Raw genomic sequence first — 20,000 nt, forward strand, 5'->3', positions numbered from 1 at the left:
TAGGGGCGGCGCAGTGGATGTCTTCGCTCGGCCTACGCTTGTGCATCTCGCACCGACTATCCGTAGTACTTGGCATTCTCTAGCCACGCAGCTTAAAGCGCGTCGATGTCAGAAGGCTCGCATGCGCATCGTCTATCTGAGCCAAGCCGCGCTCGATCAAACGCGGCTGGAGATAACTGAAGCTTAAGCGTACACGGGCTGCACCGCACGGTCCATGGTGCTTTCCTTCGACGAGTTTCACATTGTGCTTCCGGCGCACCTCGCGGACCAATTCGGCGGAATCGATGCCTTCGGCAAGCGAGACCCAGAACGAAAATCCACCACTCGGAATCTCGTAATCCGGTTTGCAGAATCGGCAGGCCTGTAACAGCCTATGCATTGCGTCACGCTTGCTCCGGTAGTGCGTCCTTAGGTGTTCGACGTGAGCGTCCAAAGACGACGACTGCAATAAGGCGAGCGCCATATTGCTGACAATGGGACTCACACCTCCATCGCATTTCAGGTGGGCCAGGCGGTCGACAATTTCCGGCTCGGCCAGCACCCAGCCTACGCGAAGCCCGGGGCCTGAGATTTTGGAGAAGCTATGCACATTGATGATGTTGCCGCCCGCCTGCAGAACCTCGGGTGACGCGCCATCGTAGGGCAACTCGCTATAAACCAGGTCCTGCACCAGCCGCACGCCGTTGCGGGACAGTAGAGCCTCCACCTCGACCATATGCCGGTGTGCAAAGTATCGTCCAGTCGGATTGTGGAACGCCGGAGTGGTGTAGTACAACTTGGCTCGCCCCTTTGCGTGCAGCAATGCTTGTTCGAGCAGATCGAGGTCGACACCCAAGGAATCCGCACCTACTTGAACCACCGTCGCGCCCGCAATAGAGAAAATGCGCAACGCGCCGAGATAGGACGGGTCTTCGGTCAGCACGACGTCTCCTGGGTCGATAAAAGCATCGGCGAGCAGTTGCAGGGCTTGTGAAGCGCCGTTCGTCAGAATGACATTGCCACGCGCCATCCGGTACCTTTGGCCAAGCTGTCCGCGCAGTTCGGGAAGGCCATAGGCGTCGGTGTACTGCGGTAGGTCGGAGATGCTGACGCCCGTCTCGACGGTAAGCGGGTCCGGCCATTGCAGGCGGGCGAACGTCAAAGGATCGGGAAGCCCATAGGCGAAGTTGACTGTGTCCTTGCCTGAGGTGTAGTCGAATACCCCATAACTGAGCGAAGTGCGACTGCGCATCGACATGACTGGCTCCATCGTTGGTTACGCGGCATCGACAGCGCGCTGGAAGCGCGATTGATATTGGCGGATGAACGAGTCGGCAATCGGCATTCCGAACGGCGGAAATTCGGCCGTTGCTCTGGGAGGCGTAGCCGATAGCGTGGCGTTTGCGCCGAGTGCCGGTGTCCAATTCCCGCCAAAGAACACGTTTCCATAGCGTTCGGCCAGCACTGGCATCACGGGATGGAGCATGCTCAGAAAGACGGATACGTGCACCGGCCGCCACGTTTCCGGGCTCGTGCCGAAGCCCGTCGCGACGAAGTATTCGTCAATCAGATCGAGGGCGTTCCAGAAGCGTACCTGGTCCATCGCGGTGATATAACGTTGGACTATGTCGTCGTGCGCCGGCGTAAGACCGCTTCCATCGACATTCGCCGAGTGCAGTGAATCGCGGCGGAGGGCGCTTTCCCACGCAAGGATGTGCGAAGCCGACCGGATCAGTTCGCCGATCTGGAAATAGTTATTGTTGGTGCCGAACGGCTTGGCAATCCGAGCGAGCGCATAGCGCAATACACTCGGGTCGACCTGCCGGGATACTTCATCCGCCCAGAGTGCATGGTCGCGGCTGGTCGAGAATTTCTCGCCCTCCAATTTGTAAAAGTCCTGGATCGAATGATTTGCCGGAAGCGGATAGCCGCGCGCAAGCAGACTGCCAGTCACGCCGATGGTGTAGTAGAAGCGGTTATCTTGGCCCATGAAAAACAGGAGGCGTGTATCGGGGTCGCGCATCACGGTGTCGTAGTTGACCCCGTCGCGCGCGCACTGCAGGCGGATCCCCGTCTCGAAACACCAAAGCCCTTCAAACCACGTCATCAACGTTTGTCCCGCAATCTTCGCGGGTGCTTCAAGTGTCACACCCCGGTCGAAAATGCGCGACATAGGCAGCGGCCGCAATTCGTTACGCAACCATGCACGCGCTTTACGCTGGATCGTTTGATCCCATTCACTCCCCTTGATCGCATCGTCAAGCATGGCTGCCATGCGAGGGATGTCGAAAACCGCCTGTTCGATGGGGCGAAGCGATAGCGGTTTGCCGCACGACGTGTGGACTGGCGCTCGCAACTTCGAGTGCTGTTGCGCCAAACCGCAGTTTTCGCACAAGTTGCTGTCGGTGGACGCATCGCACGCGGGGCAGCGGCCGACGGCAAGCGAATCGGCCACGAACTGGTCACAGTTTTCGCAGTAGAGTTGATGGCCATCACGCACATCAATGTAGCCTGCAGCTTCCAGCTCGCGAAAGATCTTCAGACTGTTCTGCTTGTGCGTAGCGTCCGTTGTTCTGACGAAGACATCGGGCTCGATGTGCATTGCCCGCAAGCAATCCATTATCTCGTCAATATGCAGCTGCGCGACTTCGTCAATCGGACGACCGAGCTTGCGCGCCTTCACTACCGTATAGGTGCCATGCTCGTCCGCACCTGTGACGTGGTAGGCGCGGTGACCTCTCATGCGTTGAAAGCGAACGAAAAGATCGGTGAGCAGATAGACCCCGCCGATATGGCCGAGATGCAGCTTGCCGTTCGGGCAGGGCGGTGCGGGGCAAACGAAAAAAGTGCGTGTGGTCACGTTAGTCCCACCATATCGATAGAAATTTCAGGCTCGCTGCCGGATCGGCATTGCGAATCGCGTGCTCCTGATTCGGCTCGATATAGAGCAGCGTTGAATCTGCGACTGGCTGCGCCTGACCATTCACCTCGAAGACTCCCTTGCCTGAAATGAGTACCCACAGTTCATGCTCGGAATGGGAGTGCAGATTGACAGCGCCCGCCGGCACGACCTCAACAATCGACGTGCCGAACGCTTTTGTCAGGCCAGCGGGCAGATGTTCGAGCAGCCGGCAAACAAGAACGCCGTATTCCGGCCGCATCATGGATGAGTCAATCTGCTTTGTGTACACGCACATCCTCCGGTGAATTACATTAGGTGCGATAGAAAATGCCATTTGGCGGCTTCAGATCGTGGATATCCGATTCCTTTCCTTCGGGTGGGTTGTAGGCACGCTTCAGTTTGTTGTATTCCGTACGCGTGGGGCCGCCAGTTGAGGCGCGCTGGAACACCAGATAGAGCACGCGGCGCGAACGGTTACTTTTGTTGGGCTGCGAATAGTGCGGCGCGTAGTCGTCGAAGACGAAGATGTCGCCGGCCTTCCAGGGCATGGGTTCCCACTTGAACGTCTCGGCCACCTCCGGATGAATCACGCCGCCGGCGTCCATCGGAAACACACCTTTCTGATGGTTGCCCGGACTGAAGAACAGGCCGCCGTTGTCCGGACCGGAATCGTCGATGCCGATGGCGACCACGGCATGCACCATGCGTTCAGGAATGTTGTGCGGGATGTGATAGATGTCCTGATGCGGACGATAGCCGCCGCTGTCCGGGTACTTGAAGATGAGCAGTTCTTTGAGCATGCGGGTATCTTCATCGAGAAGCGATTCGACAGCCGTCTGGATACGCTTGTCGGCCAGCAACAGGTCGCGCAGCTCGTTGTTGAAGTCCAAAAAGTTCTCTACCTTTGAAACGATCCTGCGGTCGTCCTCAGTCTTCTCGAACCACATCATCCATTTGTTGTCGCTGATTTCCCAGCGCGAGACATCGTTGACCAGAGCAGAGATCTTTTCGCGGGTGACCGGATCGAAAAAGCCCTCTACTTTTAGATATCCATCTTCATGCCACTTGGATTTTTGCGTTTCATTCAGCATACGAACCACCTCGTTAAAGAAAGGAGTTTTCAAGGAGAAGTCAGGCGGCGAAATGTGCCTTCATTCGCATGACGCCGAGTAGCACGACATTGGCGAGTACGGCGCCTAGCAGGGCGACGAGAATTGCATCGGCGCCGAAAACGTGAATCAGGGCGCCACATAGGAAAGGGCATCCGAACAGACCGATGAAATAGGCAAGCGTAAAGATTTGCGAAGTCATCGGCACCGAAACGCCGTGGTCTCCGGCGAGGTTCACGGCCATGCCATTCAGGGTCGAGTAGCTCAGTCCGTAGCCCGTGGCGAACAGCGCGGTAGCGACGATATAAAGCGTCGTGCTGCCGCGGTTCGACAGGAACAGTACGAGCGAGGCGCCGGTCAGCAAAAACAATGCGAGCGCCAGTCGCGCGGGGTTGATGCGTCCCAGGGTTCTCGCGAACGACAAGCGCAGTGCCACGCTGGTTATCGTGAACGTCAGGAAGAACAGGTCTGGCCTGAGGTTACGCGAGACGGCATAGGGTGTCTGGTAAGTCGCCAGCCCGGCGAAGACACAGGCTGCCAGTGCGATCATTGCGATCGGCACTGCTGTTCGTGCCCTGAGCAGGGCCAACGTGTCGGTCGCGGTAATGGCCACGCGCGTCATCGGCAAACAGGACCTATCCCTCATCGCCTCGCTGGCGATCTTGACGCAGACTGCCGCCACCGCGCATGCCGCAGCGAACAGAAGGTAGGCCAGCGCGATCGAGCCGGTATGTTGGGCGATCAGGCGGCTCAAAGGCGCCGCCATGCCTAGGCCGGCCATTTGCGTGCCGGAAACGAAGGTCAGGTACTGGATACGCGCGTTGGGGCACAGATGATGGATGATTTGCAGCGGCGCGAGTATGAAGAACACGGACCACCCAGCGCCCAACAGCAAACCGCCCGCATAGACGGCACGAATGTCCATTGGCGCAGCGGCGAAGCAGAGCATGCTGCCTGCCATGACGAGCGAGGCCAGCGCAATGGTCGGCATGACACCGATACGCTGGGCTATGCGTCCAGCCACGCAGCAGCAGATCATGGTCGAGACCATACCGCTCGAAATCACGGCGCCGGCGACATCGCTCTTCATGCCTAGGGATTGCAGGTACTCGGGCAGGAGAAAACTCGTCCCGTACGAAGCGGCGATCACCAGTGACGCGATCAGAAACGGAATGAACGCCCGTAATTGCAGGGATGCCGGCAAGTGCTCGGGGTGCGAGATCGCACGCTTGCCAGTCGATAGATAAATGGAGGAGTCAGTCATGCGCTTACGCCACTGCCGGCCGGCGCGAGGCCTGAGGCGCGTCGCACAGTATTGATCCTGCTTCAGTCTCCTGATCCTCAAGGCTGTCGAGCAGTTGCCGGTCCGGAACATCCGGATAGAAGGCAAGACCCAGCAGACTGTTGATGATGCGACTGTTCCTGTACGCGACCAGCGAAAGATTGACGCTTTGCAGGCCATGCTGCACGCGGCTTTGGTTTTGCAGATACACGGGACCGGGCATTGGCGCATCGAAGCGCACGGCGTAATCGGGATCGAGCGTTGGCAGACCGTCTTCAAGGCTTGCGCCGTCGAGCAGCTTCTGAACGAATGGTAAATGGCGCGGCTGAAAACCGGTTGCCAGGATGATTCTGTCCGCGCTTATGCCGTTGCGCTGCGACGTGACGCGCGAGGTCAACCCGATATGCCAGCGACCGCTGCGGCGGGTGATCTCGTCCATTGTCACCGAAGGCAACAGACGAAAGCAGTCGGCTAGCGTGCCATGGACGCTGCGTTCGTACAACGCTTCATAGAGCCGGTTGCACAGGCTGGCGGAGATGCCGTCGCTGGTGAGCTTTTCGCTTTCGACAATGGCCCTGCGCTGCTGGATCGGCAGCGTGTGAAAGCTTTGGCTATAACTGGGCATGTATGCTTCATTGACAAATGCGTTGTCGTCCATCGCAAACAGATTGGCGCGCGACGTCGCCCAAGTGATCTTGTCGGGACCTGACTCGGTCAGCATGTGCTCGACGACTTCCGCGCCGCTCTGCCCGCCGCCCACCACCAGCACATGTTCGTCTTCGCTGAACGGTTTCCGGTTAAGGTAGTCGTCTACGTGATAGACCGTCTCGCCAACCACCTGCCGCGCACATGCCGGCACCTTGGGTTCGACGCCGACCCCGACCACTACCGCGCGCGCATGATATGTGCGCGCGGTAGTGGTCACGCAATAGCCCTTACTGCAAGGCCTGATATCGATCACCTCCTCGCCGAATCGAAGCGTGTCCAGGCATTGCGCGACCCATTGGTAATAGTGGGTGAACTCACTTCGCGACGTGCTGTTTCCACTTTTATTCACGAAGCTGTACAGGCGTCGATGTACAGAGAGATAGTTGAGAAAGGAATATGGGCTTGTGGGATTCACCAGGGTCACACAATCCTTGAGCGGCGACACCTGGAGTTGACTTTGGGTCAGCATGAGCCCGGGATGCCAGGAGAATTCTATGCGCTTCTCAAAGAAGAGCGCTCGCAAACCGGTGGGCTGAATGAGCGCCGCGAGGCTTAAATTGAAGGGTCCAATACCAATACCGATGACGTCTAGCATGTCCATAGGAAGGTTGTTCCGCCGTTAGAGGGAAATGGGCCAGCCGATATAGTGCAGCGCAATTCCCGTGAACTAAGATTGAGGCGGTCGTACCGGCGTACTGCGTAGCCGATGCCCGCTGCAGGAAAACGAAAACCGTAGATGACGATCGCTTTTCTTCCCAATGGCATTCTGACCAGCACTATGCTCGGTTTGACATTACCTCGGGCCGCCTGAGTGAATCATACGAGGAATTGAGAAGCTGAACACCTTGAACATACGCAAACCTTGCGGTGCGTCAATTGTCCACGCGGCGTTATCGGATTCAGACGCCGGATCACCCGCAGTCCAAAGAGAGAGTTGTCACGCTGCTCAGTGGTTCGGATAACATCCGGGACTCAGAACATCGAATCTGTCTATCGTGGTCATCGCTTGCGGCGATCGTCATCAATCGCGTCGTGCGATGGTGAGGTTGGCTGAAAAAGTGGACGCCGACATTCCGTAAAATTGAGGAATGGAGGTATTGATGAACCGAATCCCCAAGGCTGTGTACACGAAGGAGTTTCGTGAAGAGGCAGTAAAGCTGGTAATAGCCGATTGCCTCGGCATCTTCGAAGCCGCGTATCGATTGTCAATTTTGATGAAGACATTAGCAAACTGGGTTCGTGCTGCAAAGGATGGCAAGCTGGAGAATGTTGGGCAGCATCAGAGACCACTGATGGAGGTCGAGGCCGAGCCGGGGCGGGGCGGGTCAAGCAGGAATTGGCCGAAGTAAAAATGGAGCGCGATTTATTGAAAAAAGTTCGCAACGTGTGTGCTATGAAAGCTGTTTGATCGATGAGGGCAGGCCCCTCGATGTCGTCTTTCAGGAGAAGGCATCAAACCACTTCAAGCTGCTGTGGTAAAGAGCCATGGTGGTGAGCGTTGAAGAAAAGGCGCAGTGAATGCGTCAGGTACGGAATAACGAGACGAGCGCAAGCGAACCGTCGATGAGGTGTCGATAGCTTTTCCCACCCGTCGTCAAAACCAGGGTCCACGTTGCATCCTGGGATAAACCAAACGGGAGCCTGATGACTGGCTTGGTGGCGACCGGCATATAGACGGCGTGACGTTACTCCAGGCGATTGAACGGAACATAGGAACCTGTCATTCCGATGCGAAGGGAGAAGCTTGATTTGAAAGACTCGAAGAAGGCGAGAGTACCGATGCGGGATACAGGGGCGGAGCATTTCGTAGTAGCGATGAAGCCTCGTAACGGGGGTGGAGCGAAGGGAATGCGTCATCCGGCAAGACTTGTGGGCCAACCAGAGAATGGGATGAGCCGATGAGTCGAGTCAGGCCGTTTGCAATAACGAAGCAGTCTGTGTGGACAGCATGGCTTCAGGTGAAAGCGAACCATGGCGCGCATGGTGTGGACGGGCAAACCATCGAGGCATTTGAACAGCGGCTTGGAGGCAATCTGTACAAGCTGTGGAGCCGGATGTCTTCAGGGAGCTACTTTCCCCCGCCGGTGCGTGGCGTGGAAATTCCGAAGGGCAATGACAAGCACCGCAAGCGCTCGTTGGGAATTCCGACGGGGACTTCATAATGCACCTCTCACAGTTGAGTGTTGGAATGTTGCCGCTGTAGATGCCCTGAAGTGCGCACCCAATCGTCTAGCTGCCGTTCCTTGGCGGCATCCAGCGCGATCCACCACGGGCCCCGCCCATCGAGCTTGCGGGCCTGGACTACCTGGCGCTCGATCCAGTAATAGACGACGTGTGGACTGACATGCAGCCGATGAGCAAGCTGCTGTACCGTGAGCTCGTCCGGCCGCTTGAAGCAGGTTACTTCAATTCGATACCGGTAGCGGATCCATTTGACCATCTCAAGCGTGAACGATTTGCCAGTGGAACTGCGCAAGCCTTCCTGATTGAGGTGCGCCACGATTTGCCGGTCAGGCAGATGCTGCGATAGTTCGCGCACCTGTTCGACGAACGCGGCGGGGTAGCGCATCGCGTCGGCAGCCGGCTTGGGCAAGTCCACGGTGATATCAGTACACGCGCTGCCCTGCCAGCGGATATGCAGCAAGGCTTGTCTCGTGGCGGACCGTCTCTCGACCGTGATGTCCCGGATGAGCAGTCGCAACATGCGCTTGCGATCCTTCGCTGACGTGGTCGGCGCCCGCCAAAGGCGCGGCAGATTGCGCTCCAGCGCGAGGACCTGAGCTTTCTGTTCGGACGTCGCGACGAGTGCCTTCTGGCTCTGGAACTGGGCGGATTCCGTCCTGATCGCCTCAAGGTGAAGCATCGCGTCATTCCAGCGCCGTTCGAGGGTACCCGCGACCAGACGATTGGCCGGATCGCATTCCTGATAGCGACGTTCAGCGAGTGCGACCTCATACTCGGCGCGTTCGATGCGCATGTGCCACTGGCGCATGATGGCATGATCGCGTTGTTCCAGTTCGCTCAGGGCGGTCACGGCGAGCTCGAGTTCGGCTGGTTGCAGGGCGGTGAATACAGCCTCGCCAATTGCGTTGTCAAGTAGTTCGCTGCGCATGCTCATGCAATCTGTGGTCGCCAGCCCCTCGCGGCGACGAGCACTGCATAAGTACAATGGATAAAGGCCGCCGTTACCCTGGTAGCGAACGGTCAACGCCCGACCGCAGCCGCCGCATATCAGCAGCCCCTGAAGCAGCGCCAATCCTTCACGCGCCGCACCACTGAGCACGGTACCTTCGCCGTTGGTCCTGTTTTGCGCCAGGTGTTCCTGGTTGCGCTCAAAGTCCTCCGGGGTGATATATCCATCATGATGGTCTGGCAGATGAACGCGCCACTCTGTCTTCGGAACCGGCTGTACGTGCTTATGGACCTCTCCCTGTGCTGTGATGCGCTGACGATACTGATATCGTCCAAAAACATAGATGCCGGCATAGGAAGGATTCCGTATCAAACCGAGAACACGTCCGTGACTCAGGCGCCCCCAGATGAGTCGACCTGCCCAGGCACCTCCATAGGCACGCTTTGGAAAGCGCAGACCCTCTTCGGCAAAGCGCTTGACAACCGCGTACGCGCTGCCGGTCTCCTGAAACAGACGGAATGCGAGCTGCACGGCACCGCGTACCTCGTCATCGGGATCCAGAGCGATGCGGCCGTCATCGCCGTAGCACAAGCCGACGGGCAGTGGAAAGCGCAACTCACCCTTCTTCGCCTTGTTGAGTTTGCCGCCCTGGAGGCGGCCGCGCAAGAAGTGCAGTTCGGCCTGTGCCATCGTACCTTTGAGACCAAGTATCAAGCCGTCGTTGAAGTCGCCCGCGTCGTAGCAGCCATCGGCGTCGAGTAACGTTATGTGTAGCATTACTCGATTTGTACTAAACCGCTGACGCGGTAGGGGAGGAGTGCGAGAGCTGATGGCTGACGTTCATTGTGGCGGTGAGCTGACGCAGGATCCCAACGAGGGGGCGCAGATACCTCCAGGAGCAGTATGTGGATGCCCAACCGGGCTCCATCACTGCTTCCAGGAGGTTAGTCATGACGCCGCTGCGCCAACGCATGTTGCACGACATGGAGATCCGTAATCTCGCCGAGAACACACAGAAGTCCTATCTGATTCAGGTACGCAGTTTCGCCCGCCACTTTCGCCGTTCGCCCGAACTGCTGGGCCCCGACGAGATCCGGGCCTGGCTCGTCTACCTGCTCGAAGAGCGCAAGCTGGCACCCGCCAGTCTCGGCGCAACGGTCGGTGCACTGCGTTTTCTTTACCGTGTGACGCTCAAGCGCGACTGGAGCGACGAGGATTTTCCCTTGCCGAGGAAGCCGTTCCGACTGCCAGTCGTCCTCAGTTTGGAGGAGATCACCACCTTCTTCGATTCGGTCGCCAGTCTCAAGCACCGCACCATCCTGATGACCGCGTACGCCGCCGGACTGCGGGTGTCGGAAGTCGTGCATCTGAAGGTCACCGATGTCGACAGCAAGCGCATGGTTATTCGTGTGAACCAGGGGAAGAACCGTAAGGATCGCTATGTAATGCTCTCGACGAGGCTACTCGAGATCCTGAGGCTGTATTGGCAGGACGCCCATCCGAAGGAATGGCTCTTTCCAGGCAGCATTCCGGGGCGGCCCATCACCCGCCATGCCGTGGGCGACGCATGCGAGCTTGCACGCAAGCGCAGCGGCATCACCAAACCCGTGACACCCCATTCTTTGCGACACGCGTTCGCCACGCATCTGCTGGAAACCGGGACTGACGTGCGCCGGATCCAGCTGCTGATGGGCCATAGGTCCCTGTCCACAACATCGCGTTACCTTAAAGTGGCCACCAGCACCGTGTGCGCCACCACCAGTCCCTTCGATCTGCTGCCGCACCCGGCACCCATTCCATCCCCGCCACCTGCGCCCGAGTACTTCTGAGCGCGGTCATGCGGCCGGCGCTCGAAGTGGCGGACATTTTCCGCCAGTGTGGGCCCAGTTTTCGGCTATCCCATGCCGAGGGGCTCAGTCGTGTGCAGCGACGCGTGATGAGTGCCATCGAGCTGTGTCGTACCGCAGCGCTTGGTGCCCATCTCGAGCAGTGCGATGCATGCGGCCATCAGCGCATCAGTTACGACTCATGTCGTAACCGGCACTGTCCGAAGTGCCAGTCACTCGCCCGCGCGCAATGGCTCGAACGCCGGCATGCGGAGCTCCTCCCCTCGACCGAGTATTTCCATGTCGTCTTCACGCTTCCCGAATCCATCGCCGCCCTCGCGCTTCAGAACAAGAGGACGCTCTACGATCTGCTGTTTCGCGCCAGCGCCGAAACGTTGCGCACGATCGCCGCCGATCCGAAGCACCTGGGCGCCGAGATCGGCTTCCTCACGATCCTGCATACTTGGGGACAGAATCTGCAGCATCACCCTCATGTGCATTGCGTTGTGCCGGGCGGCGGCATCTCCCCGGACGGCGAGCGCTGGATCGCCTGCCGTCCCGGTTTCTTCCTGTCCGTGCGGGTCCTGTCACGGCTCTTTCGCCGCCTGTTTCTCGAACAGCTGCGCCGCGCTTTCGACGCCGGCGGGCTGCGCCTGCACGGTCAGTTCGAATCCCTGAGCGATCCCGTCGCATTCGCAGCCTGGCTTGCACCCGCGGCACGGGCGGAGTGGGTGGTCTACGCCAAGCCGCCCTTTGGCGGTGCCGAACACGTGCTCGATTACCTGGGCCGCTACACCCACCGCGTCGCCATCTCCAACAACCGGCTGCTCGCCTTCGACGGGCACACCGTGCAGTTCCGCTGGAAGGACTACCGGCACGAGTCCAGACAAAGGACCATGACGCTCACGGCCGACGAGTTTATCCGTCGCTTCCTGCTGCATGTGCTGCCTGACGGCTTCAAGCGCATCCGCAGCTACGGGTGGCTCGCCAACTGCCACCGTGCCACCAGGCTCGCCACCTGCAGGCAGCTGCTCGGTGTCGAGGCTCCCGCCGCTGCCGCAGCCGAGCCCGGGGAAGACTACCGTGACCGCTACCAGCGACTCACCGGCAAGTCACTGCGCGACTGCCCCGTATGTGGCAAGGGACACATGCTCCACATCCAAGACATGCCCGGCAGCCTTCCACGAGCCCCGCCAGGTCCCACCCATGCGCGCTAGTTGCCACCGCACCTGTTTCCGTACACGTTCGCCTTTCCTGACGAGGCCAACGCGGCTGCACTCGTGCCTTCGATCTGCTGGCGCACCAGCGTACTCCAAAATGGCGGGTGATTTTCCGGTTCACGCGCACATTCCCGCTTCCTTTACACGTGATGCTTCCCACTCTCGCCGGAAGTCCGTGTGTGATCGCCCCTGCAAGGCATCACAAATTACCGCGGCGGCCATTCAATGCCCATAGCGGCCACCGCCTGTGGAGCGGTTTCGCACAAACATTTTTTTGATTACCGGTCGCGGATCAGGTCCGACGACATGGCGATGCGCTGGTTGCCGCGACCGCCAACCAAAAAAATCTCTGCCTAATGTCGAGAGGTCAGTAATGTGGAGTTGCCAAAGAAAGCACTTACAGGTAGGGGAGTCCGAGCGACCGGACTCCCCATTATATCGGCGCTAAAGCGACGCAAGCCATTCAATCACGGACGCGTCACGACGCCATGACGCTTTTGCCCTGACGGGATTAGCGACTCCTGTGCGAGCAATTGCTTGACGCTTCATTTCCCGATCGGCACTTGCGTAACGATTGGTGGTGTTGATGCTGGCGTGACCGAGCCAGTGACTGATGGTTGGCAGGTCCGTGCCACATTTGAGCAACAACATTGCGGCACTATGCCGGGCGCTGTGCGGGTGGAGCCGTTTGTTGCACATTGACGGGCATCTGACAGCTGCTGCGCGGCAGTATTTCGACATAATGTAAGCGATTCCGAATCGGGTAGGCCGCTGTCCTCTCTGATTGCAGAAAAGTGGCATATCGGAGCGCATATCCAGACGCATTTCCTCTGTGTACTGCTTCAGGACCTGCGCCGTTTCGGGCCAGAGAGGACAGATCCTCCGTTTGCGCCCCTTCCCGAATAAACTTACCAGCGGTGGGGGGGCGATTTGTAGGTTGCAGGCGTTCAAATCGACAATTTCCTGGGCTCGTGCGCCAGTGTTAAACACGACGGCGAGTAACGCGTAATCGCGACGTCCGAGCGACGTACCCCGATCGATACATTCCATGGTGACGCGAATTTCGTCTTCCTCCAGATAGTCTATCGATCTGGTTCGCGTGCGCTTGAAGGGAATTCCGAGAATCCGCTGGGCTTGTTCCATCCTGTCGGGAGAGTGAGAACCCACGTAGCGGAAGAACGCATGAATGGCAGCGAGCCTTACATTGCGCGACGAGGTCCTGTTATGACGCTCTTGTTCCAAATAGCTCAAGAACGCCAGAACAGCCTCCGGCGAGATTGCATCCAGATCCAGCTTTACCGGATCGCAGTGCCTGGACGCCGCGATGAAACGCAGAAGTAGAATCATGGTATCCCGGTAACTGAGCACAGTATGCCGGCTCACACCACGCTGTTCAGTCAGATATTCGCTGACGAATGATCGCAGTGATTGGGCCAGTACGTTGGGGTACGTCGCTTTCATGCTGCACCTCCATCGGGAAATGGTCGGACAAGCGCACCGTAGCGCTCCCTGAAACGGTCGCTGGCCGCAGCAGCCAGTTCTGCGACAAACGGGAGGTACCGGAAATGTGCTGCAGCACATTTGCGCTATCTTAAAGTGGCCACGAGCACTGTGTGCGCCACCACCAGTCCCTTCGACCTTCTTCCGCGCCCTGAACCTATTCCGTCTGCACCCGCCGCGCCCGAGTATTTCTGAACCTGGCGATGAGACCCGCGCTCGAAGTGGCGGACATCTTCCGCCGTCGCGGCCCGCAGTACCGGCAGACCCATGCCGACGCCCTCGGTTGTGCCCAGCGGCGCGCGATGAGCGCCATCGAACTGTGTCGTACCGCCGCACTCGGTGGGCATGTTGAGCAGTGCGATACATGTGGACATGAGCGTATCACCTACAACTCGTGCCGGCATCGCGCCTGCCCGAAATGCCAGTCACTTGCCCGTGCGCAATGGCTCGAACGCCGGCGCGCCGAACTGCTTCCCGAGGTGGAGTACTTTCATGTGGTCTTCACGCTGCCAGAACCCGTTGCGGCACTCGCGTACCAGAACAAACGCGTGCTCTACGACATGCTGTTCCGCACCAGGGCCGAAACGCTGCGCACGATCGCCGCCGATCCGAAACATCTCGGCGCGCAGATCGGCTTCCTCTCGGTCCTGCACACGTGGGGGCAGAATCTGCTGCACCATCCGCACGTGCATTGCGTCGTACCGGGCGGCGGCATTGCCCCGGATCGCGAGCGCTGGATCGCGTGCCGGCCCGGCTTCTTCCTGCCGGTGCGCGTGCTCTCGCGCCTGTTTCGCCGCCTGTTCCTCGAGCAGCTGCGCCGCGCCTTCGACGCCGGCGGGCTGCGTTTCCATGGCCAGCTCGAACGCCTGCGGGATCCCCGGGCGTTCGCCGCGTGGCTTGCGCCCACCGCCCGGGCCGAGTGGGTGGTCTACGCCAAACCACCGTTTGGCGGCGCCCAACAGGTGCTCGACTACCTGGGTCGCTACACGCATCGCGTCGCCATCTCGAATAACCGGCTGCTGCACTTTGATGGCGATTCGGTGCTGTTCCGGTGGAAAGACTACCGGCACGAAGCCCGCCACAGGACCATGACCCTGACAGCCGATGAGTTCATCCGCCGCTTTATATGAACGCGTCCCGTTTGCAACAGTTTTCGTGTGTTCAGACAGACAGGATGGGCTGCAGCTTTATATCCGTACATGGACTCCCGCCTATGAGCAAGATCGGTTTGCATTTTGAGGGTCACGACTGCGTCCGTACATTCGGCTTCTGATGTGCTTGCTGCTGCACGAGCCATCATGGAAATTTGCGCGCTTGCTCCTCATCGGCCTTCTGGCTTCGTACTGCAGCCGCCGGATATATCAGGATCTGCAAGCGCCGGTCCGACCGGTTCGCCATGCTTGCTGCTTCTTGCGCAATCGCGAAAGAAATAAAGCAATACTCAATATCTGTTGCCTGTTACGCAACTCGGAAGCAGCCGTTACCTGTCAATATTGCCCAGGCAATGCGCGCCGTCTTGTTCGCCAGGGCGATCGCAGCAATGCTCACGTGGCGGCGTTGCATCACAGCCTTGATCTAGCGACTGTGCTGATCGTCGCGACGGTTCACGAAGTGCATGACCGCGCGGGCGCCCTGTACAAGCAGGGTTCTCAGATAGGTGTCGCCGCGTTTTGTGATACCGCCTAACCTGGTTTTGCCTCCGCTGGATTTTTGCCTCGGCGTCAGCCCCAGCCAGGCCGCAAACTGTCGGCCGTTCCTGAACTGCGATGGATCACCGACACTGCTGACGAGCGCGGTCGCGATCACTGGCCCGATTCCTGGAACGGTAGCGAGCCGTTGGCAAGCTTCGTTGCTCTTGAAGATCTCCGCTATCTCGGCAGCAAGTTCGTCGAGCCATTGCTGCAGTGCCTTCAGTTGCTCGAGGTACATCGAGCCAAGCCGTCTGAGCAATGCGGTAATGTGGGCATCGGGATTGTTGACGAGCTCAACCACTCCCTTTCTCAATTGCGGAAGCCCGACCGCGAAGATCACCCCCTCTTCAGCAAACATGCTCCGGATCTGATTCGATTTCGCTGTCCGCTCCTGGATGAGCCGTTGGCGCATGCGATGAACCGACTGCAGCGACTGCTGTTCAGCGCTCTTGATCGCAACGAAGTGAATGCCTGAGCGCGTCACTGCCGCGCAAATCGCTGCCGCGTCATTCGCGTCGTTCTTGCCACCGAGCAGAAACGGCTTCACATATTGTGTCGGCAGCAGGCGGACCGTGTGTCCCAACGCGGTTAGCTCACGGGCCCAGAAATGGGAGCCGTGACAGGCCTCGATACCAACCAGACTGGATTCCAGTTTTGCGAAGAACTTCAACACCTCAGCTCGGCGAAGTTTCTGCTGCACAACGGTCTTGCCATGGCGATCGACGCCATGAACCTGAAACACGTTCTTTGCGATATCCAGACCAATGGTAAGTGCAGGCATTGACGTTCTCCCGGGAATTGGTGAGGTAAGTGTCGCCCCGAAGGGGGCGGGAGTCCATGCCATCAGCCTTGTTGCAGCCGGTATTGCTGCTGCGGGCCTCTATGAAATACGCTGACTCGCACCTCATTTCCTGCGCGAGCTCTGACGTTGCCCGCGAATTTCGGATCCCTTAACTGAGCGGAGATTATGCCACCCGTTGGTTCTGGGCGGCGTGCCAGTCCTGCTCGAATTGCATCGGGCTGACGTAGCCCAACGTCGAGTGCAAGCGCGAATGATTGTAGAAGCTCAACCAGTCGATTACCTCGTCCATCGCTTCGCGACGCGTTGCGAAGCGCTGGCCAAGGATGCGTGCTCGCTTGAGCGATCCCCACAGGCTTTCGGTCGGCGCGTTGTCCCAACAATTTCCTCGACGGCTCATCGAGCTGCGCATGCCGTAGCCCTTAAGCAGGTCCTGGAAGTCATGACTGCAATACTGGCTACCCCTGTCGCTATGGACGATCAGGCCCGCTTCCGGCCGGCGGCGAAACCACGCCATACGCAGCGCGTCAGACACCAGCTCCGTGCGCATGTGTGGCTGCATCGACCAACCCACCACCTGACGGCTGAACAGGTCGAGGATGACCGTCAGGTACAGCCAGCCCTCGTCAGTCCAGAGGTACGTGATGTCCGTACTCCAGGCCTGATCGGGGCGAGCAGGCGAGAAATCGCGTTGCAGCAGGTTCGGCGCGACCGGCAGGTTGTGGTTGCTGTCGGTGGTGGCCTTGAAGCGGCGTTTGGTCTTCGCCTTGATGCCATGCAGCTTCATGAGCCGCTGGACACGATCCTTGCTGACGCGAATGCCCTGGGCAAGCAGCTTCTTCCACACCCGCGGCCAGCCGTACTCGCCTTTGGATTCAGCGTGCACGGCCTTGATGTGGACCAGCAGGGCGTCGTTGCTGATACGTCGGCGCGGACGCTCCGTATCGACGTCCCGGGCCTTGCGGGCATGGTAACCGCTGGGGCTGACACCCAGCACCTGGCAGGTCAGGGAAACCGGCCATTGTCGGCTGTGAAGTTCAATCCAGGCGTACTTCAATCCGACACCTTTGCGAAGTACGCCGTGGCTTTTTCCAATATGTCGCGCTCCATCTTCACGCGTGCCAACTCCGCGCGCAGCCGGGCAATCTCCATCTGTTCGGGAGAAACCTGCTTGCCTGCGCCGTTCAGCTTGCCAGCGGCATCGGCCTTAACCCAGTTGTGCAGCGTCTTCGGGCTAATGGCTAGTATCTTTGCCACCGCCGCCATGCTCTGGCCGCTGCGGACCATGCGCACGGCTTCTATCATGAATTCCTGCGTGTACCGTGCTCTCGGATTACCCATCTTTCCTTCCTCCTCGCGTGAGTTTTACACACTCAGCAAGGGATCCATTTTTTACGGGCAAGCTCAATCGAAGCTGGACGGCGGATTCAGGTTTAGCGAGTCCCGGTCCTACCTGGTTTGTCATCACACTCGATTGCTGCGCAACCTTTCGACGTTCAGCCTGTGTTAAACGTTGATCCTCTGTTTCGCGTGAACCATTCAGGCAGGCTTCACGCTCACGTAGGCCTTCTGGTAGGGCCGGTCATGGGCCAGCACAGCCCAGATCGTCCGCGCCATCTTGTTCGCCAATGCTACGACCACCACATTCTTTGGTCGCCGCTTCATCATTTGCTCGACCCACTCGCCGGGCTCCTTTGCGTGCTCTATTACGCTACGCGCACCATGGATCAGCAGTGTGCGCAAATAGGCGTCGCCTCTCTTACTAATTCCGTGCAGCCTCACCTTTCCGCCCGAGCCCGTCTGCCTCGGCACGATGCCAACCCATGCGGCAAACTCCCGCCCCGAACTGAATGCTTTCGGATCGCCCATCATTGAGACGGCTGCCGTCGCCGTCAGCAGCCCGACGCCGCAAATTTCGCTAACCGCCTTCACCGCCTTGTCTTCCTTCTTCCACTCGCGCATCCGGCGCTCGATCTCGGCGACCTGTTCGTCCAGCTTCGCCAGTCCATTCCACTGCTCGCGAAAAGTATCGATCAGCACGGCGGGCAGGCGCTCCGCGATCCGTTCCAGCACGACCGGTATCTCCTTGTTCAGCTTGCTCCGGCCCTTGCTCATGATCTCTCCATATTCCATCAGCAGTCCACGCAGGTTATTGATCTGCATTGTGCGAAATTTGATCAGCTGCTGTCGCATACGGTGTAGCGCAAGCATCGCCTGTTGTATCTCCGTTTTCACCGCGACGGGCTTGCAGGGTTGCTGGACAGCCATCCAGATTGCCCGAGCGTCCGCTGCATCGTTCTTGTTGCGGATGTTGAAAGCCTTCACAAACTTCGCCGGCATCAGCTTTACCTCGTGACCCATGTTCGTCAGTTGCCGGGCCCAGTGGTGCGATCCGCCGCACGCCTCCATGCCGATCAGGCACGGAGCCCGGTTCGCGAAGTACTCGAGAAACTTTGCACGCTTGATCGGCTTGTTCACGATTTCTCCGGTTTCCTGATCGACGTAGTGGACCTGAAAAACCGACTTTGCAATGTCAATCCCAACTGGCGTAAGCTTCACGATGGATTCTCCGGTTTGCCTGGAAACTCCGTATTCTCCACCTTGGCACATCGATGCCGTTTGCCTGTGAGGATCCACCGTCCTTAGAGGTGGCGCCGGGAATTCGGACAGCTCGGTAAGTGGAAAAAGCTGGGGTCCGAGTCGGCCATAATGGCTGGCAAATAGGAACCCAGAAATGACGAAACGAAATCGACGCGCGCACTCCCCAGCGTTCAAGGCGAAGGTGGCGTTGGCGGCCCTGAAGGGCGACAAGACGCTGGCGGAGTTGGCGCAACAGTTCGAAGTGCATCCGAACCAGATTACGGACTGGAAGAAGCAATTGCAGGAACGCGTTGCTGAAGTGTTCGAGACAGGCAAGACATCGGCCGAGCCCCCCGTCGACGTGAAGGTGTTGCACGTGAAGATCGGACAGTTGACACTGGAGAATGATTTTTTGGAGGGCGCGCTCGGCAAGGCGGGATTGCTGAGCGTAAAGCGATGATTGATCGCGCGCACGCGCTGCCGGTGAGCCGGCAGGTCCAGCTGGTGGGCATTGCTCGTTCGAGCGCCTATTACCAACCGCACCCGGTAAGCGAGACTGATCTGAAGCTGATGCGCCGGCTCGATGAGCTGCATCTGGAGTTTCCGTTCGCCGGTGCGCGGATGCTGGTGCGCCTGCTGAAGCGGGAAGGCGTCCAGGTCGGACGCAAACATGTCGGCACACTGATGAAACGCATAGGCATTGAAGCGCTGTACTGCAAGCCGAACACCAGCCGCCGTCATGCGAAGCACAAGATCTGGCCTTATCTGTTGCGGGGCATGACGATCAATCGCGCAAACCAGGTCTGGGCACTGGATACGAGTTACATCCCGATGGCGCGGGGCTTCGTGTACCTGACCGCCGTAGTGGACTGGGCCAGCCGAAAGGTACTGGCCCACCGTGTGGCGATCACGATGGAGGCGATGAATGCTGTCGAGGCATTGGAGGAAGCATTCGCGAAATACGGTCAACCGGAGATCGTCAACACCGATAGTAAGAATGTCGGTACCAATTATTCCCGGCCGGTCTGTGTTTTACAGGCATCGACTATTCGCGGAAGATTTGGTGCCGTAGAGCGTTCCGGGCAACCTGACCCAAACACCGATCGACTGATTGTCTTTCCCTGGACCTGTCGGTCGTCCGGAACTGCCGAACGGCGAGGTTTCGCCTCGTCGATACATGTGACTCAAGAAGGGCCTGACGCTCTGTCACTTTACTGTCTTGTCCAGGTACTCGATGTCGGTGGAATCGCCCAATCCAAGATCGAGAACTG

13 protein-coding genes and 4 pseudogenes are annotated in these 20,000 nt (G+C 58.8%); 6 read left to right on the plus strand and 11 right to left on the minus strand.

The window, feature by feature from the left end; translation table 11 throughout:
- Positions 1 to 79 precede the first annotated feature (79 nt).
- From B0G74_RS05365 to B0G74_RS05390, 6 genes are read right to left on the minus strand one after another with little or no spacing between them, the layout of a single operon-like run.
- Positions 80 to 1,237, minus strand: a complete 1,158-nt coding sequence (locus tag B0G74_RS05365; RefSeq protein ID WP_132373952.1) for a PLP-dependent aminotransferase family protein — start codon at positions 1,235 to 1,237, stop codon at positions 80 to 82.
- A gap of 18 nt (positions 1,238 to 1,255) precedes the next feature.
- Positions 1,256 to 2,839: a class I tRNA ligase family protein gene (locus B0G74_RS05370; protein WP_132373953.1), complete on the minus strand. Its 1,584-nt coding sequence runs from the start codon at positions 2,837 to 2,839 to the stop codon at positions 1,256 to 1,258.
- Position 2,840: 1 nt separating this feature from the next.
- Positions 2,841 to 3,176 (minus strand): cupin domain-containing protein, encoded by a 336-nt coding sequence (locus B0G74_RS05375; RefSeq protein ID WP_132376847.1) that lies wholly within the window; start codon positions 3,174 to 3,176, stop codon positions 2,841 to 2,843.
- A 16-nt stretch (positions 3,177 to 3,192) separates the two neighbouring features.
- Positions 3,193 to 3,972: a phytanoyl-CoA dioxygenase family protein gene (locus B0G74_RS05380; protein WP_132373954.1), complete on the minus strand. Its 780-nt coding sequence runs from the start codon at positions 3,970 to 3,972 to the stop codon at positions 3,193 to 3,195.
- Between the two features lie 40 nt (positions 3,973 to 4,012).
- Complete coding sequence (locus B0G74_RS05385) at positions 4,013 to 5,254, minus strand: MFS transporter (RefSeq protein WP_132376848.1); 1,242 nt, start codon at positions 5,252 to 5,254, stop codon at positions 4,013 to 4,015.
- A 4-nt stretch (positions 5,255 to 5,258) separates the two neighbouring features.
- Entirely contained in the window at positions 5,259 to 6,581 is a 1,323-nt protein-coding gene (locus B0G74_RS05390; RefSeq protein WP_132373955.1) for a SidA/IucD/PvdA family monooxygenase, read from the minus strand.
- A gap of 499 nt (positions 6,582 to 7,080) precedes the next feature.
- Here B0G74_RS05390 and B0G74_RS05395 point away from each other — a divergent pair.
- Positions 7,081 to 7,367, plus strand: a pseudogene (locus B0G74_RS05395) (transposase); the annotation flags it as partial.
- Between the two features lie 571 nt (positions 7,368 to 7,938).
- A complete protein-coding gene (locus B0G74_RS05400) occupies positions 7,939 to 8,142 on the plus strand; it encodes a hypothetical protein (protein ID WP_132373956.1) in 204 nt (67 codons plus the stop codon).
- A gap of 8 nt (positions 8,143 to 8,150) precedes the next feature.
- On the opposite strand, the gene B0G74_RS05405 is transcribed toward B0G74_RS05400, so the two are convergent.
- The gene (locus B0G74_RS05405) at positions 8,151 to 9,890 is read right to left on the minus strand and encodes a recombinase family protein (protein WP_243658104.1); all 1,740 of its coding nucleotides are present in this window, start codon (positions 9,888 to 9,890) and stop codon (positions 8,151 to 8,153) included.
- Between the two features lie 173 nt (positions 9,891 to 10,063).
- Here B0G74_RS05405 and B0G74_RS05410 point away from each other — a divergent pair, with 173 nt between their 5' ends.
- On the plus strand, positions 10,064 to 10,942 hold the full coding sequence (locus tag B0G74_RS05410; RefSeq protein ID WP_132373957.1) for a site-specific integrase: 879 nt from the start codon (positions 10,064 to 10,066) through the stop codon (positions 10,940 to 10,942).
- Positions 10,943 to 10,950: 8 nt separating this feature from the next.
- Positions 10,951 to 12,156, plus strand: a complete 1,206-nt coding sequence (locus B0G74_RS05415) for an IS91 family transposase (RefSeq protein ID WP_132373958.1) — start codon at positions 10,951 to 10,953, stop codon at positions 12,154 to 12,156.
- Between the two features lie 447 nt (positions 12,157 to 12,603).
- On the opposite strand, the gene B0G74_RS05420 is transcribed toward B0G74_RS05415, so the two are convergent.
- On the minus strand, positions 12,604 to 13,620 hold the full coding sequence (locus B0G74_RS05420) for a tyrosine-type recombinase/integrase (RefSeq protein ID WP_165923814.1): 1,017 nt from the start codon (positions 13,618 to 13,620) through the stop codon (positions 12,604 to 12,606).
- Positions 13,621 to 13,862: 242 nt separating this feature from the next.
- On the opposite strand from B0G74_RS05420, the pseudogene B0G74_RS05430 reads away from it, so the two are divergent.
- A pseudogene (locus tag B0G74_RS05430) lies at positions 13,863 to 14,786 on the plus strand (IS91 family transposase); the annotation flags it as partial.
- A 331-nt stretch (positions 14,787 to 15,117) separates the two neighbouring features.
- Here B0G74_RS05430 and B0G74_RS05435 read toward each other — a convergent pair.
- From B0G74_RS05435 to B0G74_RS05450, 3 genes and pseudogenes are all read right to left on the minus strand, one after another.
- Positions 15,118 to 16,131 (minus strand): annotated as a pseudogene (locus tag B0G74_RS05435) (IS110 family transposase).
- A gap of 184 nt (positions 16,132 to 16,315) precedes the next feature.
- A protein-coding gene (locus B0G74_RS05440; protein WP_132373960.1) for an IS3 family transposase occupies positions 16,316 to 17,490 on the minus strand; the annotation gives its coding sequence in 2 pieces (ribosomal slippage) (positions 16,316 to 17,235 and positions 17,235 to 17,490; 1,176 coding nt in all).
- Positions 17,491 to 17,688: 198 nt separating this feature from the next.
- The gene (locus B0G74_RS05450; RefSeq protein WP_132373961.1) at positions 17,689 to 18,708 is read right to left on the minus strand and encodes an IS110 family transposase; all 1,020 of its coding nucleotides are present in this window, start codon (positions 18,706 to 18,708) and stop codon (positions 17,689 to 17,691) included.
- A gap of 175 nt (positions 18,709 to 18,883) precedes the next feature.
- Between B0G74_RS05450 and B0G74_RS46450 the strand changes: the two are divergent.
- Positions 18,884 to 19,719, plus strand: a pseudogene (locus tag B0G74_RS46450) (IS3 family transposase); the annotation flags it as partial.
- Between the last annotated feature and the right edge of the window lie 281 nt (positions 19,720 to 20,000).

This window comes from Paraburkholderia sp. BL9I2N2 (assembly GCF_004339745.1).
Taxonomy (GTDB): domain Bacteria; phylum Pseudomonadota; class Gammaproteobacteria; order Burkholderiales; family Burkholderiaceae; genus Paraburkholderia.